General features: G+C 69.6%; 21 protein-coding genes and 1 tRNA gene. 11 read left to right on the forward strand and 11 right to left on the reverse strand.

Annotation, left to right across the window (positions count from 1 at the left end; translation table 11 throughout):
* The first annotated feature begins 245 nt into the window (after nucleotides 1-245).
* Nucleotides 246-1,625 carry a carbohydrate-binding protein gene (locus ACFOWZ_RS33270; protein ID WP_382377916.1) on the forward strand — a complete coding sequence of 460 codons (1,380 nt, stop codon included), beginning with the start codon at nucleotides 246-248 and terminating at the stop codon, nucleotides 1,623-1,625.
* A gap of 51 nt (nucleotides 1,626-1,676) precedes the next feature.
* Nucleotides 1,677-1,748: transfer RNA gene (locus tag ACFOWZ_RS33275), tRNA-Val, on the forward strand.
* 53 nt (nucleotides 1,749-1,801) lie between these two features.
* Here ACFOWZ_RS33275 and ACFOWZ_RS33280 read toward each other — a convergent pair.
* Nucleotides 1,802-2,038, reverse strand: coding sequence for a hypothetical protein (locus ACFOWZ_RS33280; protein WP_382377917.1), 237 nt, complete (start codon nucleotides 2,036-2,038; stop codon nucleotides 1,802-1,804).
* 42 nt (nucleotides 2,039-2,080) lie between these two features.
* On the opposite strand from ACFOWZ_RS33280, the gene ACFOWZ_RS33285 reads away from it, so the two are divergent.
* Nucleotides 2,081-2,737, forward strand: coding sequence for a helix-turn-helix domain-containing protein (locus tag ACFOWZ_RS33285; protein ID WP_382377918.1), 657 nt, complete (start codon nucleotides 2,081-2,083; stop codon nucleotides 2,735-2,737).
* Here the strand turns inward: ACFOWZ_RS33285 and ACFOWZ_RS33290 are convergent.
* Nucleotides 2,719-3,546 (reverse strand): hypothetical protein, encoded by an 828-nt coding sequence (locus ACFOWZ_RS33290; protein ID WP_382377919.1) that lies wholly within the window; start codon nucleotides 3,544-3,546, stop codon nucleotides 2,719-2,721. The two genes, ACFOWZ_RS33285 and ACFOWZ_RS33290, sit on opposite strands and share 19 nt — an antisense overlap.
* 150 nt (nucleotides 3,547-3,696) lie before the next feature.
* On the opposite strand from ACFOWZ_RS33290, the gene ACFOWZ_RS33295 reads away from it, so the two are divergent.
* Genes ACFOWZ_RS33295 through ACFOWZ_RS33310 form a run of 4 tightly spaced genes read left to right on the forward strand, consistent with a single transcriptional unit; the run spans nucleotide 3,697 to nucleotide 6,761 of the window.
* Nucleotides 3,697-4,089, forward strand: a complete 393-nt coding sequence (locus tag ACFOWZ_RS33295; RefSeq protein WP_382377920.1) for a hypothetical protein — start codon at nucleotides 3,697-3,699, stop codon at nucleotides 4,087-4,089.
* Between the two features lie 16 nt (nucleotides 4,090-4,105).
* On the forward strand, nucleotides 4,106-4,681 hold the full coding sequence (locus ACFOWZ_RS33300; RefSeq protein ID WP_382377921.1) for a DUF3558 domain-containing protein: 576 nt from the start codon (nucleotides 4,106-4,108) through the stop codon (nucleotides 4,679-4,681).
* A 4-nt stretch (nucleotides 4,682-4,685) separates the two neighbouring features.
* Nucleotides 4,686-5,972, forward strand: coding sequence for a PPE domain-containing protein (locus tag ACFOWZ_RS33305; RefSeq protein WP_382377922.1), 1,287 nt, complete (start codon nucleotides 4,686-4,688; stop codon nucleotides 5,970-5,972).
* Between the two features lie 9 nt (nucleotides 5,973-5,981).
* Nucleotides 5,982-6,761, forward strand: a complete 780-nt coding sequence (locus ACFOWZ_RS33310; protein ID WP_382377923.1) for an ESX secretion-associated protein EspG — start codon at nucleotides 5,982-5,984, stop codon at nucleotides 6,759-6,761.
* A 10-nt stretch (nucleotides 6,762-6,771) separates the two neighbouring features.
* On the opposite strand, the gene ACFOWZ_RS33315 is transcribed toward ACFOWZ_RS33310, so the two are convergent.
* The 6 genes from ACFOWZ_RS33315 to rox all read right to left on the reverse strand — a co-directional run bounded on the left by ACFOWZ_RS33315 (nucleotide 6,772) and on the right by rox (nucleotide 13,289).
* The gene (locus ACFOWZ_RS33315) at nucleotides 6,772-7,932 is read right to left on the reverse strand and encodes a lactate 2-monooxygenase (RefSeq protein WP_382377924.1); all 1,161 of its coding nucleotides are present in this window, start codon (nucleotides 7,930-7,932) and stop codon (nucleotides 6,772-6,774) included.
* A gap of 13 nt (nucleotides 7,933-7,945) precedes the next feature.
* Complete coding sequence (locus ACFOWZ_RS33320) at nucleotides 7,946-8,317, reverse strand: VOC family protein (protein WP_382377925.1); 372 nt, start codon at nucleotides 8,315-8,317, stop codon at nucleotides 7,946-7,948.
* A gap of 9 nt (nucleotides 8,318-8,326) precedes the next feature.
* Nucleotides 8,327-10,450, reverse strand: a complete 2,124-nt coding sequence (gene secD / locus ACFOWZ_RS33325; RefSeq protein WP_382377926.1) for a protein translocase subunit SecD — start codon at nucleotides 10,448-10,450, stop codon at nucleotides 8,327-8,329.
* 74 nt (nucleotides 10,451-10,524) lie between these two features.
* Nucleotides 10,525-10,851: a hypothetical protein gene (locus tag ACFOWZ_RS33330; RefSeq protein ID WP_382377927.1), complete on the reverse strand. Its 327-nt coding sequence runs from the start codon at nucleotides 10,849-10,851 to the stop codon at nucleotides 10,525-10,527.
* Nucleotides 10,851-11,801: a tetratricopeptide repeat protein gene (locus ACFOWZ_RS33335; protein WP_382377928.1), complete on the reverse strand. Its 951-nt coding sequence runs from the start codon at nucleotides 11,799-11,801 to the stop codon at nucleotides 10,851-10,853. Before ACFOWZ_RS33335 ends, ACFOWZ_RS33330 begins: the two co-directional genes overlap by 1 nt.
* A gap of 66 nt (nucleotides 11,802-11,867) precedes the next feature.
* Nucleotides 11,868-13,289, reverse strand: coding sequence for a rifampin monooxygenase (gene rox, locus ACFOWZ_RS33340; protein ID WP_382377929.1), 1,422 nt, complete (start codon nucleotides 13,287-13,289; stop codon nucleotides 11,868-11,870).
* Between the two features lie 149 nt (nucleotides 13,290-13,438).
* Between rox and ACFOWZ_RS33345 the strand changes: the two genes are divergently transcribed.
* On the forward strand, nucleotides 13,439-14,560 hold the full coding sequence (locus ACFOWZ_RS33345) for an MFS transporter (RefSeq protein ID WP_382377930.1): 1,122 nt from the start codon (nucleotides 13,439-13,441) through the stop codon (nucleotides 14,558-14,560).
* Nucleotides 14,561-14,603: 43 nt separating this feature from the next.
* Here the strand turns inward: ACFOWZ_RS33345 and ACFOWZ_RS33350 are convergent, their stop codons facing one another.
* Both ACFOWZ_RS33350 and ACFOWZ_RS33355 read right to left on the reverse strand, forming a co-directional pair.
* Nucleotides 14,604-14,996 carry an NUDIX hydrolase gene (locus ACFOWZ_RS33350; protein WP_382377931.1) on the reverse strand — a complete coding sequence of 131 codons (393 nt, stop codon included), beginning with the start codon at nucleotides 14,994-14,996 and terminating at the stop codon, nucleotides 14,604-14,606.
* A gap of 10 nt (nucleotides 14,997-15,006) precedes the next feature.
* Entirely contained in the window at nucleotides 15,007-15,588 is a 582-nt protein-coding gene (locus ACFOWZ_RS33355) for an FMN-dependent NADH-azoreductase (RefSeq protein ID WP_382377932.1), read from the reverse strand.
* An 82-nt stretch (nucleotides 15,589-15,670) separates the two neighbouring features.
* Between ACFOWZ_RS33355 and ACFOWZ_RS33360 the strand changes: the two genes are divergently transcribed.
* Entirely contained in the window at nucleotides 15,671-16,144 is a 474-nt protein-coding gene (locus ACFOWZ_RS33360; RefSeq protein ID WP_382377933.1) for a MarR family winged helix-turn-helix transcriptional regulator, read from the forward strand.
* 201 nt (nucleotides 16,145-16,345) lie between these two features.
* Here the strand turns inward: ACFOWZ_RS33360 and ACFOWZ_RS33365 are convergent, their stop codons facing one another.
* Complete coding sequence (locus ACFOWZ_RS33365) at nucleotides 16,346-17,533, reverse strand: NAD(P)/FAD-dependent oxidoreductase (RefSeq protein ID WP_382377934.1); 1,188 nt, start codon at nucleotides 17,531-17,533, stop codon at nucleotides 16,346-16,348.
* A 188-nt stretch (nucleotides 17,534-17,721) separates the two neighbouring features.
* Between ACFOWZ_RS33365 and ACFOWZ_RS33370 the strand changes: the two genes are divergently transcribed.
* Both ACFOWZ_RS33370 and ACFOWZ_RS33375 read left to right on the forward strand, forming a co-directional pair.
* A complete protein-coding gene (locus ACFOWZ_RS33370) occupies nucleotides 17,722-17,922 on the forward strand; it encodes a hypothetical protein (RefSeq protein ID WP_030468277.1) in 201 nt (66 codons plus the stop codon).
* 53 nt (nucleotides 17,923-17,975) lie between these two features.
* Complete coding sequence (locus ACFOWZ_RS33375; protein ID WP_382377935.1) at nucleotides 17,976-19,475, forward strand: AMP-binding protein; 1,500 nt, start codon at nucleotides 17,976-17,978, stop codon at nucleotides 19,473-19,475.
* Nucleotide 19,476 lies beyond the last annotated feature (1 nt).

The following is a 19,476-nucleotide window of genomic DNA, read 5'->3' on the forward strand; positions in this document are numbered from 1 at the left end:
GGCGCAGGGCGTTTCAGATCACGGCGGTTGACCGAGACGCACGAGGCGGCGTCTGGCAGCAACTGCACGCACCTGAACCGCGCCGCTGGATCGGCCCGCCACCCTCGAACTGATCTGACAAGTCCAAACGAGACGCGGCGCAACCTGGCGCGTTGACGAGCGTTGGTCCGAACGGGCGCTTGTTCTTACCCCGTGAGAGCGCTCTCATAAATGGACTGCACCCGTGACGAGGAGGTCACTCGCGCATGAAGCCACGCCGCCGCATCCTCGCGGCCACGACAGCTCTTCTTGCCGCAGTACCCCTGGCGATCGCCGCCATGTCCGCCAACGCTTCGATCCCACCCCCTGCCGCGGGATGGACGCAGGTGTGGGGTGACGACTTCAACGGCCCGAACGGTTCGCTGCCGTCGAGCTCCAACTGGATCTTCGACCTCGGTCACGCCTACCCCGGCGGTCCTGCCAACTGGGGCACGGGCGAGATCCAGAACTACACGAACAGCACGCAGAACATCAAACTCGACGGCGCGGGCAACCTGCGCATCACCGCGCTGAAGGACGGCGCGGGCAACTGGACGTCGTCGCGCATCGAGACCCAGCGCGCGAACTTCAAGCCGGCGGTGGGCGGGAAGCTCGCGATCGAGGGTCGCATCCAGATGCCGAACGTCACCGGCCAGGCCGCTCTCGGCTACTGGCCCGCGTTCTGGGCGCTGGGCTCGCCGTTCCGCGGCAACTACTGGAACTGGCCGGGCATCGGCGAGTTCGACATCATGGAGAACGTCAACGGCATCAATTCCGTCTGGGGCGTTCTGCACTGCGACGTCGCGCCCGGTGGTGCCTGCGGCGAGTTCACCGGCATCGGCAACTCGCGGACGTGCCCCGGCCCGTCCTGCCAGTCCGCCTTCCACACGTACCGCTTCGAGTGGGACGACGCCGCGAAGACGTTCACGTGGTTCGTCGACGGCCAGTCGTACCACCAGGTGACGAGGGACCGCGTCGGCGCCGGCGTGTGGGACCAGATGACGTCGCACGCGGGCTACTTCATCCTGCTGAATCTCGCGATGGGCGGCGCGTTCCCGAACGCGCTGAACAACAACCAGCCGACCCCTGTCGCGGCCACTCAGTCCGGGCACTCGCTGGTCGTGGACTACGTGGCCGTCTACACGGCTGGCGGTACTCCCCCGACGACCACCACCACCACGACCACTCCTCCCCCTGGTGGCGGTGGAAGCGCGTACTCCGAACTCCAGGCGGAGAACGCGTCCGAGCGTTCCGGCGGCTCGATCGCCCCGGCCGAGGGCGGTTCGGGCGTGCACCAGATCGCGAACGGCGGCTACCTGAAGTTCTCCGGCGTCGACTTCGGTTCCGGTCCGGCCCGTCAGTTCTACGCGCGGGTCGCCTCCGGTGCCGGTGGTGGCGTGAGCGGTCTGGTCGAGGTGCGGCTGGGTTCGCGGACGGCGGCTCCCGTCGGAACGTTCGCGGTCGGCAACACCGGTGGCTGGGACGCGTGGAGAACCGTTCCGGCCAACATCTCGAACATCAGCGGGGTGCACGACGTCTACGTGACGTTCACTTCGGGGCAGCCCGCGCCGTACGTGAGCGTGAACTGGGTGAAGTTCGGAACCTGACCCCTGGGTGAGCGTGTCCGGACGCCTCTGGGCTAGAATCTCGTCCTGCACGGACGATTAGCTCAGCGGGAGAGCACTACCTTGACACGGTAGGGGTCACTGGTTCAATCCCAGTATCGTCCACAGGAAACCGGAAGCCCTGCTCCTCAGCGCGAGGAGCAGGGCTTCCGGTCGTTTCACCTGGGGAGCAGGTAGAGCCAGTACTTCTGGCTGGCGGGGCTCGCGGAGTGCGGCCCGGTGCAGTCCCAGCGCACCGTCTTGCCGCTCGCGTAGTACTGGAAGCCCGCCGTCTCGCACGCGGACTTCGTCGGGTACTTGCGGTAGGGCTCCTGCGCGGACGCCGTGCCCGCACCGGCGAGGATCACGCCCAGAGCGACCGAAGCCGCTGCTGCCGTGGACAGGATTCGCTTCATTGACATTCCTCCCAGTCGATGTCGTTGATCATCCTGCCACGGGTGGATGATGGACCTGTGTACGCGGAACGTCCCGCCCCCGCCGGCCTTGCCTGCCTGTGGACGCGCACGGTCTCCACGCCGACCGTGCAGCGCGTGGTGCCGGACGGCTGCACCGATCTGATGTGGACACCCGCTCCCGGCGCGTTGTTCGTGGCAGGGCCGGACACACAGGCGCAGCTCGCTCAGGTTGCGCCGGGAACGTTGTACGGCGTTCGGTTGCCACCGGGGGCGTTTCCGTCGGTGTTCGGTGTGCCCGCGCACGCGGTGCGGGATCTGCGGGTTCCGTTGTCGGAACTGGTGCCTTCCGCGCGGCTCGAGTCCTTCTCGGACATGGTGGCGTTCTGCGCCTCGCGAGTGGTGGTGGATCCCGTGCTGAGCGGCACGGCCTCGTTGCTGCGGACCGTCGACGTTTCCGCGGCGGCGTGGGAGATCGGCCTGAGCTCACGGCAGCTGCGGCGCCGGTGCCTGGACGCGTTCGGCTATCCGCCCAAGGTGTTGCAGCGCGTGCTGCGGTTCGACGCGGCGATGCGCCTCGCGTGGAGCGGGCTGCCGTTCGCCTCGGTGGCTGTCGAAGCCGGCTACGCGGACCAGGCGCACCTGGCCCGCGAGGTCCGCGCGTTGGCCGGAGTGCCGCTGGGTCAGCTGATCCGGCCGTAGCGGCGCAGCGTCAGCAGGGCGTCGATCGTGGCGATGGAACGCCATTCGAAGTGGGTGATCGGGGTGAAGGCGGGGAAGCCGAAGTTCCAGCCACCGTCTTCCTGCTGCCCGTTCTGCAGCTCGTCGAGGTCGTTCTCGAGTTCCTGCTCGGAGAACCAGGCCCTGGCGACGCTGGAGGGCTTCCGCGCGTACTCGTGCAGCGGGAGGGATTCGCCCTCCGCGTAGCCCTCGGTGCTCGGTTTGAGGTGCTTGATCCTCTCGGCGGCGAGCTCGGCGCGCGCCCGGTCAGGCACCTCGTCCAGGAACATCACCGCCCCGCGCAGCTCGTACGGGTGGGTGTGGTCGAGCCGCTCGATCTCCTGCCAGCAGTAGTCGGTGGCCCGGTCGAGCCAGGGGTGGTTCAGCTCCAGGGCGTGCAGCGCGGCGGCGATCTGGGAGGTCAGCAGCAGTCCGCCCTGGTCGTCGGCGGTGACCCACGGCGCCATCGGATGCCCCTTCGACGTGGACATGCCGAACGGGACGCTCCCGTCGGGACAGGTCGCCTCGAGCCAGGCCAGCACCGGTTCGGCGTGCTCGGGGGCGTTGACCTCGCCGAACATCTGGAGGGCGCGCAGGACGTGCAGCGGCTGGCTGGTGGGCCCGCGGTGGTCGGGTTCGAGGGCGTGACCATAACCACCGTCGTCGTTGCGGAAGGCCAGCACGGCCTGGACGACGGCGTGCGCCGCGCCACCGTCGAAGGCGTGCTCGAACCAGCGTTGTTCCAGCGTGCGGGCGTTCAGCCAGATGAAGTTCCTCGCTCGTTCGATCATGTCCTCGACCGTAGGCCGGTGACTCCGCGGAGTCTTGAACGAATCGGCCATGTGACCTGATCAGCTGATTCGATCGACTCCAAGGGGAACCTCGCCTGTGTAAAAATCCTCTAACCGGGGTGTGGAGAGTTCTGAGGGGAGCTGGCTGAGATGCTGATGTTCGATGCGCTCGTACCCGTGAGAGCCGGCGCGGCCGCTGGAGCGGCGGCAGGCGCGGCCGCGGGTGGCGGAGTCACGAAGTTCAGCGTCGATCCTGACCAGGCGCAGAAGATGATCGACGGTCTCAGGCTCGCCATCGAGAAGCTGGTGGCGTTGGACACGCAGGCCCGCGATCTCCAGCAGTCGGGTGCTCCCGGCCCCGACCCGGTCAGCGAGCAGGTGAAGAACTCCGTGGTCAGGGCGGCCGGTGTGGATCACGGTGGCTATCTGTGGGCGAACAGAGAAGCGCAGAAGGCCCTCGAGCAGACCGTCAAGAACATCGAGAAGGCTCTGGCCGAGTACCGGGGCACCGACGAGGCGGCCGAGGCCGCGGTGAAGGGCTGACACGATCTTGAAGCGCATGACCGCTTTGCTGGCCGCAGTGTTCACCTTCGGTGCGCTCGCGGGGTGCACGCCTGGCCAGACAGGCGGGAACCCCACGACTCCACCTGCGACCGGCGGCCAGACGGCAAGCAGCGAGCCCACCAGCAACGGGTCGGGCACTGACCTGAGCATCGCCAAGTACGTGTCCGCTCCGTGCAGCATCCTCAAGCCGGACCAGGTGGCCACGCTCGGCACTCTGCGTCCCGCCGCCCCCGGCACGGGTCCACTCGGCCCCAAGTGCACTTGGCAGGGCCAGGACGTCATCAAGAACTCGACCTATGCGATCTCGGTGACCGAGGGCCGGGACTTCGAGGACATGGTCAGCAACGTCAAGAACAACGCTGTCTTCACGGACAAGAAGATCGATGGCGTGCGGGTGATCTCCACTGACCCGGTTGATGGCGAACTGGCGTGCTCGACCTTCCTTCAGGCCTCCAAGACCGACTCGATTTCGATATCGGTCAGCGCCGCCGCGGACGAACGGGCCACCAAGAAGCCCTGCGCCGAGGGCGAGAGAGTCGCGCAGTTGATCATCACGAACCTGAAGGGGTAGGGAGATGGCTGGGGACGCGTCGAGTACTGCCGGCTTCGCGCTGATTCCCTGCGCGGACGGCGAGACTGTCTACAAGTGGTTCGAGAAGGGCAAGGGGCCGAACCAGAGCACCACACCGGCCGCGCAGGCCTGGGCGGAACTCTCCAACGGCCACGTCGACGTGGCGGCTCTGATCAACAAGGCGGTGAGCGACTCCGGCGCCAGCTGGGAGGGCGCGGCGGGTGACGCGGCCCGTGGTGCGACGTCGCCGCTCGCGACCTGGGCCGACGTCACCGGCGAGTCCGCGGGTACCGCGGGCAAGAACACCGAAGCCCTCGGTGAGGCGTACGTCAACGCCAAGAACGCGATGTCGGAGCCGCCGAAGGTGCCGGACAAGCCGTACTTCAACGACCTGGCGTGGTGGGAGACCGACTACGACGAGGCGGTCAAGAAGAACCAGCAGTCCAACGAGCAGAACATCCGGGCGTACAACCAGTACCGGGACGCCGCCGCGGCGACCGTCAGCACCATGCCGACCTTCATCTCGCCGACCGCCGGCGACGCGGGGATGGAGCAGCAGGGCGGCGGCGACAAGAACATCAACCAGGTCGACCGCTACGGCACGGGAGACCCGTACACGCCGCCCGGCACCGGTCAGCCGCCCGGCACGGGCGGGCCCGGTGACGACACCAACCAGTCGGGGTGGAAGCCGCCGGGCGGCGGCGACACGACCAACCCGTCGTGGCAGAACGACCCCAACGACCCGCGCAACCGGCCGCCCGGTGTCAGCGACCCGAACGACCCGCGCACCCGGCCTCCCGGCTCTGACCAGGGCATTCCGCCCGGCGGCAGGTGGGATCCGAACAACCCGAACGATCCGCGCAACCGCGGCCGGTTCGACCCCAACGACCCGCGCAACCGCCCCGGCGGTCCGGGTGGCCCCGGCGGTAAAGGGCTTGGTGGGCCCGGCGGTGGCGGCGGTGGTCGTGGTGGCGGCGGTGGTGGCCTCGGTGGTGCCGCGGCGGCCCGTGGTCTCGGTGGCCCCGGTGGCATGGGCAGCGGCTTCGGTGGTGCTGCCGGTGTCGCCGGTGAGCAGGGGCGTGGTGCCGGCGGCTTCGGGCCTGCCGGGGCCGGTGCCGCTGGCGCGGCCGGTCGTGGTGGCGCGGCGGGCATGGGCGGCGGTATGGGCGCCGGTGCCGGTCGTGGTGAGGGAGACGAGGACAAGGAGCACAAGTCCGCGTCGTACCTGCAGGAGACCGAGGACATCTTCGGTGACGGAACGATGGTGGCTCCGCCGGTCATCGGCGGATAAGGAGAAGTCGTGCTGAGAAGCAGGGTCGCCATTCCAGTCACCGCGCTCTACCAGGCGTGGCAGGCGGCGGGCCTGCCGTCGTTGCACCGTGCGCTGCTCGCCCAGGTCGACTACGACGAGGAACGCCTCGAGTCGGGCGATCTGAGCGAGCTCGAACAGTTGCAGCGCACGGCGTGGGCGCAACTCGAGCAGTACGGGCTGGCGCGCGGCAGCCAGGTCCACCCGGACCTGGCCGGCGCGCTGCGGCTCGTGGTAGAGGCAGGCGTCGAGTACTGGGCGTACTTCAGCGTGAAGGACGGCCCGCAGCAGAGCGCTCTGGTCGTGTCGAACGGCCAGGACGCGCTGCGCATCGTGCTGACGCCGGACCAGCAGTTCGTGCTGGAGCCCGTCCGCCCGGAGGAGGCACCGCAGGCGCTGGTCGGCGCGCTGCCGCCCACGCCGGCGGGCAAGGGCAACCCGATCACGGTGCCGGAGGACGCGCTGAAGCAGAAGCGTCAGCCGTCCTATGAGGACACCGGCTCGTTCATGCAGCAGAGCCGTCCGACGAGCACGCCGAACGACCAGCTGGTGGCGCAGCTCAAGGAGATCATGGGCCAGCCGCGCACCGGTGCCGGTCAGGTCTACTCGGCCAAGCGCGACCACCGGGGCCGCAAGCAGCGTTGCCTCGCCCCGCTCTCGTACATCGACACGCCGAGCGGGCGGTACCTCGCGGCGAAGAGCGAGGGCTGGCTGCGGGTGCAGCCAGCCGACTTCGGCACGCTCGCCCGGATGACCGCGACGATGCCGTAGTACTCGTTCGTCAGGTGAACCGCAGCGCGTCCGGGCCAAGCTCGGCCGGGCTGCGGTGACCCGACAGCCCGAGCGTCAGGTCGAAGTCCGCGAGCAGGCTCCGCAGCACGTGCTTCACACCGACCTGCCCGCCGTGCGCCAATCCGTAGGCGAACGGCCGCCCGACCATCACGGCCTTGGCGCCCAGCGCCAGGGCCTTCACGATGTCGGCACCGGAGCGGATCCCGGAGTCGAACAGCACGTCGACCTGCTCCCCCACCGCCTCGACGATCGACGGCAGCACGTCCAGCGACCCTACCGCGCCGTCGACCTGCCGCCCGCCGTGGTTCGACACGACGACACCGTCCATTCCGGACTCGACTGCCTTGCGCGCGTCGTCCGGGTGCTGGATTCCTTTGAGGACGGTCGGCCCGTCCCAGTGCTCGCGCAGGAACGCGAGCTGGTCCCACGACTTGTCGGTGCCGGTGAAGAGCTGCACCCACCGCAGGATCGCCATCGGCAGATCCTCCTCGGGCGACTTCTGCAGCCCGGCGCGGAAAACCGGGTCGCTGAACGGGATCGCCGTGCCCACCCCGCGCAGGAACGGCAGGTACGCCTGGTCGAGGTCGTGCGGCCGCCACGCCAACGTCCACGTGTCGAGCGTGACGACCAACGCCGTGTACCCGGCCTTGCGCGCCCGCTCCAACAGCGAAGCGCACACGTCCGGGTCGTTCGGCCAGTACAGCTGGTACCAGCGCGGCCCGTCGCCGGACGCCTCGGCGACCTCCTCGATGGTGTGCGAGGACGCCGTCGACAGCACCATCGGCACCCCCAGCTCGGCCGCGGCACGGGCGGTGGCCAGTTCGCCGTCCGGGTGCAGGATCGACTGCACGCCAACGGGTGCGAGCATCACCGGCGCAGGCAGCGCCGTGCCCAACACCGAGACACCGAGGTGACGCTCGGTCGCGTTGGTGAGCATCCGCGGCACGATCTGCACGCGCTCGAACGCGGCCCGGTTCGCCCGCACGGTGGCGCCGGCGCCCGCACCTCCCGCCACGTACCAGAACGGACCCGGCCCCAGCCGCTCGCGCGCGGACTGCTCCAGCGCGTTCGGGTCGGTGGTGAACGGCGGCACCGCGCCGCCGAGCCCTTGCAGGTAAATCTCGTTCTGGTACGCGGCGAAGGAGGTCATGCCGCCCACTCTGCTACGAAGCGGGCTGAACGAGGAAGAACTCGTTGCCGAACGGGTCGCTGAACCAGGTCGCCCGATCACCCCACGGCATGGTCTCCGGCGCCGCCTTCACCCGCACCCCCTCCCGCTCGAGCAGCACGACGTCGGCGTCGATGTCGTCGGTGATCAGCGAGATCCCGCAGCCCATCGAGAACGACACGTTGGGCGTGTCCGAAACCGTCAGCGCGAACGCCGTCTGGGCGCCGGGAGGAGCGACGGTCAGCCAGCGCATACCGGCCTCGTTGGTGTCCTGCCGCTTCTCCCAGCCCAGCACGTCAACGTAGAACCGCAGGCCCTCGTCAAGGTCCGGGACGTTGATGGTCATCGAGTGCGCGTGAGTGATCATGCGCAAACGCTAGGCCCGCACCTCCGTTGATCGCTTCTTCGAAACTGCTCGGCGGCGCGGCCAGCGGGACTCCAGCCAGAGGGCGACCGGGGCGGCGGTGACCACGGTGGACGCGGTGCCGGCGATCAGGCCGATCAGCAGCGCCGTCGCGAAGTTGGCCAGTGAGCCGTCGCCGAGCACCAGCAACGCCGACAGCACGAAGAGCACGCCGATGCCCGTGTTCACGGTGCGGGGCACGGTCTGCACGACCGCGTCCGAGACCACGTCCGGGTAAGGCGCCTTCAACCGGGAGCCGCGCAACGAGCGGAGACGGTCGAAGACCACCACCGAGTCGTTCACCGAGTAGCCGATGACGGTCAGCAGGGCCGCGAGAAACACGCCGTCGGCCGTCTTGCCCAGCCACGCGAACACGCCGATCAGGACCAGCACGTCGCTGAGCAGGGCGGCGACCGTGGCGAGGCCCAGGCGCCAGTCGAAGCGGACGGCCAGGTAGCCGAGCTGGGCGATGACGGCGATGGCCAGGCCGATCACGGCGTTGCGGCGCAGTTCGGACGACAGCGACGGGCCGATCAGCTCGTTGCTCGACTGGCGGGCGCCGCCGTCCACCGCCGACGAGACGACCTGGCCGATGCGGGACGACTGCGCGTCGTCGATCGGGCCGGTCCGCAGCGAGACCTCGGAACCCGAGGACGAGACGACCACGTCCGGGAAACCCGCGTCGGACAAGGCGGTGCGCACCGCGCCGGCGTCGACAGGGCCGCCCGCGGTGAAGTCGAGCATGCGGCCGCCGGTGAACTCCACCCCCAGGTTCAGGCCGCGCACGAACAGGCCCGCAACAGCCACCAGCACCACGGCACCGGCGCTGATCAGCCACAACGACGGACGGCGGTACAGCACGACGGACAGCCGCCGGCGCACCCAGCCCAACGTGTGCAGGCCGCTCAACCTCGGGCGCTTCGCCACGAACCGGGTGCCGAACAACCACAGCACCAGCACGCGCGACAGCACGAGGGCGCTGAACATCGACGCCAGCACACCGATGGTCAACGTGACGCCGAAGCCGCGCACCGGGCCCGTGGCCAGCCAGAACAGCAGACCGGCCGCCAGCAGGGTCGTCACGTTCGAGTCGGCGATCGCGCTCAGCGCACCGCGGAAACCTCCTTCCGCGGCGCGCCGCAGGTTCGGTTTGCGGGCGTACTCCTCCCGCGCCCGTTCGAAGATCAGGACGTTCGCGTCGACCGCCATGCCGATCGCGAGCACGAAACCGGCCAGACCGGGCAACGTCAACGTCGCCCCCACGGCCAGAAGCCCCGCGTACGCGACGGCCGCGTAGCCGGCCAGAGCCACCACGGCCAACAGGCCCGCCAACCGGTAGGCGAAGATCAGGAACACCGAGGTGAGCGCGATGCCGATGATCGCGGCCTGAGCGCTGGCCTCGATCGCTTCAGCACCGAGCGTCGCCCCGACGGTGCGTTGTTCGATCACCTCGACCGGCACGGGCAGCGCGCCGGAACGGATGACCAGGGCCAGTTCCTTGGCCTCCTCCTGGGAGAACCGGCCGGTGATCGACGTGGCGCCACCCGCCTGGCCTGCGCCGCACGGCGTGTCGAGGCTGACCTCCGGCGACGAGATCGGCTTGCCGTCCAGCACGAACGCGATCTGGCGGCCGGGCGTGCCGGACGGTTCGCAGGCCGCCTCGCCGGTGACCTTCTGCCACTGCGACGGCGCGTCGCCGCGGAACTGGATGTTGACGAGGAAGCCCGCGCCCTGCGGGTTGCGCACGGACGTGGCGTCCGAGATGCCCTCGCCGGTCATGACGGTCTGGCCGTTGCGCTGCACCAGGAGCTGCGCGGTGCGGCCGAGGACCTTCACGGCCTCCTCGGGGTCCTGGACGCCGGGCAGCTCGACGACGATGCGGTTCTCGCCGGAGCGGGCGATCACCGGTTCGGCGACGCCCAGAGCGTCGACTCGCCGCCTCAACACCTCCAGTGAGCGGTCGGCGGCGTCGGCGTCGCCCTTGGCCTCGAGGACGATCTGGGTTCCGCCGCGCAGGTCGAGGCCGAGGCGGGGATCTGTGGTGAGCAGCAGGAAAGTGGATGCGACGAGGACCCCGAGCGCTGCCAGTGCGCGCACGAGGAGACCCCGTCGCGCGTTGTCGCGCGACATGGTTGGGAAAGCCTTCCGGAATTGGTTGCTGGAAACGGGTTTCAGCGACCGGAAGGCGGAGAGCGGTCCCGCTGCGGGGTCCAGCGGATGCCGTCGGGCGTGCGGTGCACGCGCCGCACGAAGGAGACGATGAAGCGGACGGGCAGCGAGGGCTTCGCGACGGGCGGGGAGTCCATCGGCAGCTGGGACTGCGGGACCTGCGCCGCGTTGTGGTTGTGCGGCTTGGGCGCGGCGCCGGGCAGGTTCGCGAAGTCGTGGCCGTGCCGGACGACGGAACCGGAGGCGGGCGCGGGCTCCGCGGGCGCGGCGACGATGAACAGCTGTCCGAGGAACAGCAGGAACGCGAGCGCGACCGCGTTGCGACGCATCACCGCTTCCTGCCTCCTCCGACGTAGACGAGCGCTCCCCCCACGACAGCGCACAACCAGGAAAGCACAAGCGGCTGCATCGTGGTTGCGCCGAACAGCAACGCGACCGTCCACGCCGTCAGGATGAGAGCCGACGCGGCGAGCAGCGACACCGTCACGGCGAGCTTGCGCAGGCCGAACAGCATCTTGAACGGCCGCAGCCGCAGGGCCACGACCAGGCAGCACAGCACCAGGGCACCGGTGAAGAACCCGAGGTAGGGCGTGGGCCGGGGCATGCCGGCGATCAACGCGAGTAAACCGCCGCCGACGAGCAGCAACGACAGCATGCGCAGCGCACGCCACACCTGGAGCTTGTTCAACTGCACCGGCGCGGGCTTGGCCGAACGCCGCCGTTGCACGGTCGCGAGGTTCGCCTTGGAGTCGGCGTCGGACGGGTCGAGCTTGATCGCCGTGCGGTACGCGTGCTCTGCGGTGCCCCAGTCGCGCAGGCGCAGGGCCGCGTCGCCGAGCACCTGGAACGCCCGCGCCTCGCTCGGCGCGAGCTGTGAGGCGTGCAGGGCCGAGTCGAACGCCTCCACTGCGCCGTCCGGGGAGTCGGCGAGCACCTCGGCCAGCACGACGTAGCACCGCCAGTCGCCGGGCTTGCGGCGCACGGACTCGCGTGCCGCGACCGCCGCCTCCTGGTGCCGGCCGAGGTCGCTCAACGCGAGCGCCGCCAGCCGCTGCGGCCAGGCGGGCTCACCGTCGAGGGTCATCGCCCGCTTGGCCGAGTCGAGCGCCTGGTCCGCCTCACCGAGGTCGAGGTGGGCGGCCGCGAGCCGGCACCACGCCTCGGCGTGCCGAGGGTTCGCCGCCACGAGGGGCCGCAGCAGGTCGATGGCCTGCCGAGGTTTCCCCGAGGCGGTGAGCTCGGCTGCGCGGAGCAGCACGGCGTTCGTCGGCTCGGACACGCCGCACAGTGTGACAGCGCGCCCCCGGCCCCCGAACGGGTGACCTCAGCCTGACGATTGGAGTGGCTACAAGGCGGCACCGAACCAGCGCGCGAGCTCCGCCTCCAGCTCCTGGTGGTCGGAACCCGCCCACACCACGTGCCCGTCCGGTCGCAGCAGCACGGCGGGCGCGTCCAGTTCCTCGCTGACGTCGACGAGGTGGTCGACCCGGTCCGCCCAGCCCCCGACCGTGAGCGTTCCGGTCTGGTCGAGCAGGATCGCGCGACCGGCGTGCATGTGGTCGTAGAGCCCGCCCCGCTTCAGCGCGAGGTCCCCGATCCGCCTGCCGACCAGGTCGTCGCCGGAACCGAGGTCGTACCGCACCGACACCGCGATGATCTTCTCGACCAGGTACCGGTTGACCTGTTCGAACCCGACGAGCTCCGTCAGCAGCCGCCGCACCGACTGCGGCCCCGGCTCGACCTTCATCAACTCGATCTGCGCGCGCGTGTTGTTCAGCACCTCCTCGGCCACCGGGTGCCGTTCGGCCTCGTAGGTGTCCAGCAGGTCCGCGGGTGCCCAGCCGTGGACCGCCGCGGCGAGCTTCCAGCCCAGGTTGAACGCGTCCTGCAGGCCGAGGTTGAGCCCCTGCCCACCGGTCGGCGGGTGGATGTGCGCCGCGTCGCCGGCGAGGAACACCCGCCCCGCCCGGTAGCGCTCGGCCTGCCGCGTGGCGTCGCCGAAGCGGGACATCCACCGCGGCGAGTGCACGCCGAAGTCGGTGCCGGCGACCCGCCGCAACTGCTCCTTGAAGTCGTCGAGCGTCGGCATGACCGCCCGGTCCTCCGAGACCCCCTCGGCGGGCACGACGACCCGGTACGCCCCGCCCATCGGACCGATGCCGAACCGCTTCTGCGTCTTGCGGACCTCCAGCATCAACGGCATCGCCTCCTCCCACGGGACGCCGATCTCCATCTCACCGAGCAGCGTCTCCACCCGCGTGGGCTCACCGGGGAAGTCGATGCCGGCCAGCTTCCGCACGGTGCTGCGCCCGCCGTCGCACCCGACCAGGTAGCGCGCCCGCAACGACGTGCCGTCGGCCAGCTCGACGGTCACCCCCTCGTCGTCCTGCGAGAGCCCGGTGACCGTGCATCCACGCCGGACCTCCGCGCCGGCCTCGACGGCGTGCTCGGTGAGCTGCCGCTCGATGATCGGCTGCGGCAGGCCGAGGACGTGGGGGTACTTGGTGTCGAGCCGCTCCGGCGCGGGCTTGTCGATGCCCGCGAAGAAGCCGGCGAGCGGGTGCTTCGTGCCCAGTGACAGGAACCGGTCGACCAGGCCGCGTTGGTCCAGGATCTCGATGCTGCGCGCGTGCAGGCCGAGCGCTCGGACGACCTTCGTCGGCTCCAGGTCCCTCTCGAGCAGCACCACCCGCACCCCGTGCAGCCGCAGCTCGCCGGCCAGCATCATGCCGGTCGGCCCGCCGCCGGCGATGATGACGTCGATCATGGAATCCCCATTTCCCCAGGTAGAGCACGTTGGCCGGGCAATGATGAAGCACGCTGGGGGTCTTGCCGCAAGAGCGGGGGTGCGCTATATGTTGAAGTGGGAGGAGAGCAGTGCTCGCCTCCTTTCGTCGTTTCTGGGGGGGCTGCGACGTGGTGCGGTGGTACTTCGCGGGTCTCGCGCTGTCGTTCTTCGGAACGAGCGCGATGTACCTGGTCGCCGGAATCTGGGTGAAGACGCTGACGGGCAGCGACGCCCTCGCGACCGTCGCGCTGCTGTGCGTGTACGCGCCGAGCGTGCTCTCGCCGTGGCTCGGCAGGTTCGTGGACGCGCGCCGCAAGAAGCCCCTGCTCGTCTGGACCGACCTCGCGATCGTCCCGGTGCTGGCCGTGCTGTTCTTCACCGACGAGATCTGGGCGGTCTTCGCGGTGCTGCTGGTCTACGGCACGAAGGCCGTGCTGGTGAGCGCCGCCGAACCGGCGTTGCTCGTGGCGTTGCTGCCACCGGACCGGCTGGCGAGAGTCAACGGCCTGCGGATGTCGTTGCAGGAAGGCATGAAGCTCGTCGCACCACTGGCGGGCGCGGCCCTGTTCGCGGCGTACGGCGCGTGGCCGGTGGTGGCGATCGACGCGTTGTCGTTCCTGTTCGCCGCAGCGGCCACCAGCATGATCCGCGTCGACGAACCACCGCCCGCACCGCACGAGTCACCCAGCTGGCCGCACCTGAGGGCCCTGGCCTGGCCGATCGCGGGTGCGGCAACGGCGTTGTTCGCGGGTTCACTGCACACCGCCGCCGCGTTCTCGCTGGTGGAAAAGGGTCTGCACCACGGACCGGAGTTCCTCGGCGTGCTGACCGCTGCGCAGGGCGCCGGATCGGTCGTCGCGGGCCTGATGGGACGACGCGCGAACGTCGCGGTGGGACTCGTCCTGATCGCGGTCGCGGCGCTGGCCCGCACGACGGCCTGGCTGCCCGCGGTCCTCGCAGCAGGGTTCGTGCACGGCGCGGGTCTCGCCTGGGCCGTGATCGCGGTGGCCACTCTCGTCCAGCAGCGCACGCCGCCCGCGGTGATCGGCCGGGTCAGCGCCACCGCGATCAGCATCGTGTTCACCGCGGGACCACTGGGCCTCGCGGTGGGCGCGGTGCTCGTCGCGCACCTCGGCTTCGCGGCGATCTACGTGATCATCGCCGTGATCAGCACGGCCGCCGCCTTCTGGGCGCACGGGGGCCGGACACGCCGCTTCACAGCGCGTCGAGCCCCCGCGCGAAGCGGCTGACCAGATGGAGTGGCCACCCGCTGCCCGAAAAGCGCTTACCAGCCTAAGCCAGCAGTCCGTTCTCGTGCAGATGAGCGAAGATGATCCGATCGACCGGTGAGATCCGGTCCGCGTCGGCGGTCGTGAGCCAGGCGAGCTCCTCGATCTCGCTCGCCGCCGCCAGTTCCCCCGTGAACGACGCGGTGTAGCAGGTCATCCGCACGGTCACCCCCGACGAGTGGCCGTGCGCCTGCGCTTCGAACGTCCCGACGTGCGCGGCCGATGCCGCGTCGATCTCGACGGTCAGCTCCTCGCGGATCTCGCGGACGAGCGTCTCGACGTCGGACTCGCCCGGTTCCCGCTTGCCGCCGGGCAGGTAGTACGTGTCCTTGCCGGCCGACCGGGTGCCGAGCACCCTGCCGCCTTCCAGATGAATCCAGGCAACCTTGTCGATCACGCGCCCGAGACTAGGCGGACGCGAGTTCCTTCACCACGCGGTGCGCGTCGGCCAGCGACTCGACCGCCAGCTCGCGGAACTCGTGCAGCTGCGGGTTCACCTCGGCCATGGTCAGCTCGGCGTGGACGAACTCCAGGCGCTGGTCCAGCCCGATCATCGACAGCACGGCCCGCAGGTACGGCTCCTGGAAGTCGAAGCCCTCGCGCGGCGTGCCCGGCTTGTACGAGCCACCGCGAGCCGTCACGACGACCACGCGCTTGCCGCCGAGCTCGAAGGTGCCGTCCTCGCGCGGGAAGAACTCCGGGCTCGCGATCTGGTCGATCCACGCCTTGAGCGTCGACGGGATCGAGAAGTTGTACATCGGTGCGCCGATGAGGATCACGTCCGCGGCCCTGACCTCGGCGACCAGATCGGCCTTGATGTCCTGCGCCGTGCCGTCCACGTGCGGGATCGGCGCCGCGGCCAGGTCCCGGTGGGTGTAGCCGCCCTCGGGGTTGGCGGACCTCCAGACGTCGGCGAACGCGCCGGTGATCTCGCGGGTCACGGAGCCCTCGTGGCGGATGCTCGAGTCGATGTGCAGCAGATTGGTCATACCCAGAACATACGAGTGGAGAAGTTCCGAGTCAAGATGTTCTCAACCAAGAAGATCTTCCCCGGGATGTAGGATGGACCACATGGAGGTGCAGCAACCGATCGCCGCGTGCGTGGAGAAGTGGGACTTCAACTGGCTGCTGCACCGCGCCGCCCAGCGGGTCGGGTCCGCGTTCGCCGAGGAGATCGCGAAGTTCGGCATCTCCCTGCGCGGGCAGCTGGTGCTCCAGGCGCTCGCGAGCGACGAGGAGTCCGCGCGCACCCAGCTCAAGCTCGGGGCGATGCTCGGCCTGGACAAGACCACGCTGATGAGCGAGCTCGACAAGCTCGAGCGGACCGGCCTGATCATGCGGGTGCCCGACCCGAAGGACCGCCGGGTGCGCACGCCGGTGATCACCGACAAGGGTCGCGAGCTGCAGAAGGAGGCGGGCGACGCGCTGGCCGACGTCGAGCGCTCCTTCCGCACCCGCTTCACCCATCAGGAGATGGCGGTTCTCCGCAAGGCCCTCGGCGAACTGGCCGAGGGCGAGAGCCCCGTGCACGGGTCGTGCATCTAGTGTCCTGCACCGGAAATCCGTGATCTAAGTCATGTTTGGCGCGAAAAGCACGTTCGGGCGATCTAGCGGCCCCGACGTCCCGTTCGCGCCATACGGCTCCCCTGAGCGAACGAGGAGCCAAGGCCATCTAGCGGCCCGAACGTGCTTTTCGCGCCAAAACAACAGGACACCACTTTGGCGGTTGATATACGACGCGGGACACTAGGCCAGCGAACCCAGCTCCGCCTCGCGCAGCTGATCCGGCGTCACGGTCGCCTGCGCGTCCACCAACGCCTTCAACGCCGCACCGTCGTCCCAGACGTTGACGTTCATGGCGGCCCGCACCCGTCCGTCCCGCAGCCAGAACGCGATGAACTGCCGCGCAGCCAGGTCGCCGCGCACCACCACCTCGTCGTCGGGACCGGCGAGACCGCGGTACTCCATGCCGAGGTCGTACTGGTCGGTGAAGAAGTACGGCGACTTCTCGTACGGCTCGCCCTCCCCGAGCAGCGGACCGGCGACGTAGGTGCCCTGCTCCTTCGCGTTGGCCCAGTGCTCGACCCGGACCCGCCCGTCGTAGCGGGGGTGGTCGTGCGCCGCGATGTCACCGGCCGCGAACACGTCCGGCGCGGAGGTGCGCAACGTGGCGTCGACAGCCACGCCCCCGTCGGCGAGTTCCAGTCCGGCGGCCTCGGCCAGTTCGAGTCGTGGTGTCGCGCCCACCGCCAGCACCGTCACGTCCGGGATCAGCTCGGTGCCGTCGCCGAGGCGCAGGCCGGACGGGGTGAAGCCCTGCACTCCGGTGCCGAGCTTGAACTCGACGCCGTGCTCGGCGTGCAGGCCGCGGAACATCGCGCCCATCTCGGTGCCGAGCACGCGCACCAGCGGTTCGGACAGCGGATCGACCACCGTGACGCGGCAGCCGTGCGTGCGGGCGGCGGACGCCACCTCGCAGCCGATCCAGCCCGCGCCGATGATCACGACGTGCCTGCCCTCGCGCAACACCGACTTCAACGCCAGCGAGTCGTCCAGCGTGCGCAGCACATGTCCTTGCGCGCCAGGCAGAACGCGGGGGCGCGATCCGGTCGCGAGCAAGAGCCGATCGTAGGAACGCACTGCTCCATCGGAGTCAACGACCGCGTGATCACCGGGCCGCACCTCCAGCACCGAGACGCCGAGCTGGAGGTCGATCTCGTTGTCGGCGTAGAAACTCGGCTCGTGCACCCACGTGGGCTCGGAGGCCTTGCCCAGCAGCAGGTCCTTGGACAGCGCGGGCAGTTCGTAGGGCCGGTGGTGCTCGGTGCCGAACACGGTGATCTTGCCGCCGTAGCCGCGCTCCCGGAGCGCGCCCGCCGCGGAGGCACCGGCGAGGCCCGTTCCCACGATCACGATGCGTTGCGGTTCCGCCATTTTCACCCCTCCTGGTGACCAGAACTCGTCCCACGTGCGACGCTATCCGCAGCTCGGCGCGGTCGCGCGGCGAAGACGTTTCCCTCGAACGGGAAACCTTCGTCATGACCCCCGGTGGCGCGCGTCTCACCGACGCGAGCGCCGGGACGACCGAGCCGGCGCGCCGAGTGAGCTGGAGGAAGAAACCCGTGGGAGCCAAAGAGGAGTGGCAGGTGAGCTGCCGCGACATCGCTTCGCGCCGACGGGACTTGACGGTGTTCGTCAGCCAGGGGCACATCGTGATCAACGTGCCACCGGGAGAGGCCGCCGTTCTGACACCGCTGGAAGTCGGCCGTTTGCGGGCAGCGCTGCGGGAAGCCGTCGTCGCCGCGTCCGACACTGAGATGTGACCGCAGTCACAGCGTTACCTACTCACAAGTAGGTTAGTGGCAGAGTGTGGTTCATGCTGACCCGCGTGCTGCTGACCCTGGTCAAAGCCGGAGTGATCCGGCCGTTGGGCCCGCGAGGGCTTTCCGGCACCGTGCGCGGCTACGTGCAGTGGGACATCACGCTCGCCTGGGGTTACCAGACGGGCGCGGGACGACATCCCGACCGCGCGGCGATCGTCGACGACGACGGCACTCTCACCTACGCCGAGGTCCACGAGCGCACCAGCCGGCTCGCGCACGCCTTCCGCGCTGAGGAACGCATCGGCCTGCTGTGCCGCAACCACCGCGGGTTCATCGAGACGATGACCGCCTGCACCAAGATCGGCGCCGACGCCGTCCTACTCAACACCGGCCTGAGCAAAGGACAACTGGCCCAGGTCGCACAGGACCAGAAGATCGACAGGATCGTCGCCGACCGCGAGTTCGCCGACCTCCTCCCCGACGTCCCCACCTTCTTCAGCGACGAGCTCGAGTTGCTCATCCTCAACGGGCCCACGACACCGCTGCCCCGCAGGCCTCCGCGCGGCCGGTTGATCATCCTCACCTCCGGCACCACCGGCGCGCCCAAGGGCGCCAAACGCCCGGAACCCGCGAGCCTCGCCCCCGCCGCCGCACTGCTGTCGCGGATCCCGCTCAGGCACGGTGACGTCATCTCGATCACCTCCCCGCTCTTCCACGCCTGGGGCCTCGCCGCGTTCCAGCTCGGGCTCGTGCTCGGCGCCACGCTGGTGCTGCGCCGGAAGTTCGACCCCGCGCAGGCGCTGAAGGACGCGGAGCAGTGCACCGCGATGTTCGTCGTTCCCGTGATGCTGCAACGCATGCTGGAGACCCCGCACCGGCCGAAGCTGCGGATCATCGCGTCCAGCGGGTCCGCCCTGCCCCCGCGCGTGGCCACCCGCACGCTGGAGGAGTTCGGGCCGGTGCTCTACAACCTCTACGGCTCAACGGAAGTGAGCTGGGCGAGCATCGCGACGCCGGAGGAGATGCTCCGGGAGCCCGGCACGGCGGGACAACCACCGCTCGGCACCCGTCTGGCCATTGTGGACGACAAGGGCAACCCGGTCGCGCCAGGCGAGACCGGGCGGATCTTCGTCGGCAACGAGATGCTCTTCGACGGCTACACCAACGGCACCAGCAAGGAGTCGTTGAACGGCCTGATGTCGACCGGCGATCTCGGCTACGTCCGCGACGGCCTGCTGTTCGTGGCGGGCCGCGACGACGAGATGATCATCTCCGGCGGCGAGAACGTCTACCCGCGCGAGGTGGAGGACCTCCTCTCGAACCTCGACGGCGTCACCGAGGTCGCGGTGCTCGGCGTGCCGGACGACGAGTTCGGGCAGCGCCTCGCCGCGTTCGTTGTCGGCGCAAAAACACTGACGGCGGAACAGGTGCGGGAACACGTGAGGGCGAACCTCGCGCGGTTCTCCGTTCCCCGGGACGTTTTCTTCCTCGACGAGCTGCCGCGCAACGCGGCCGGAAAAGTGTTGAAACGTCAACTGCGGGAACAGCAGTAGG

Source organism: Lentzea rhizosphaerae, from assembly GCF_042649515.1.
Lineage (GTDB): Bacteria > Actinomycetota > Actinomycetes > Mycobacteriales > Pseudonocardiaceae > Lentzea > Lentzea aerocolonigenes.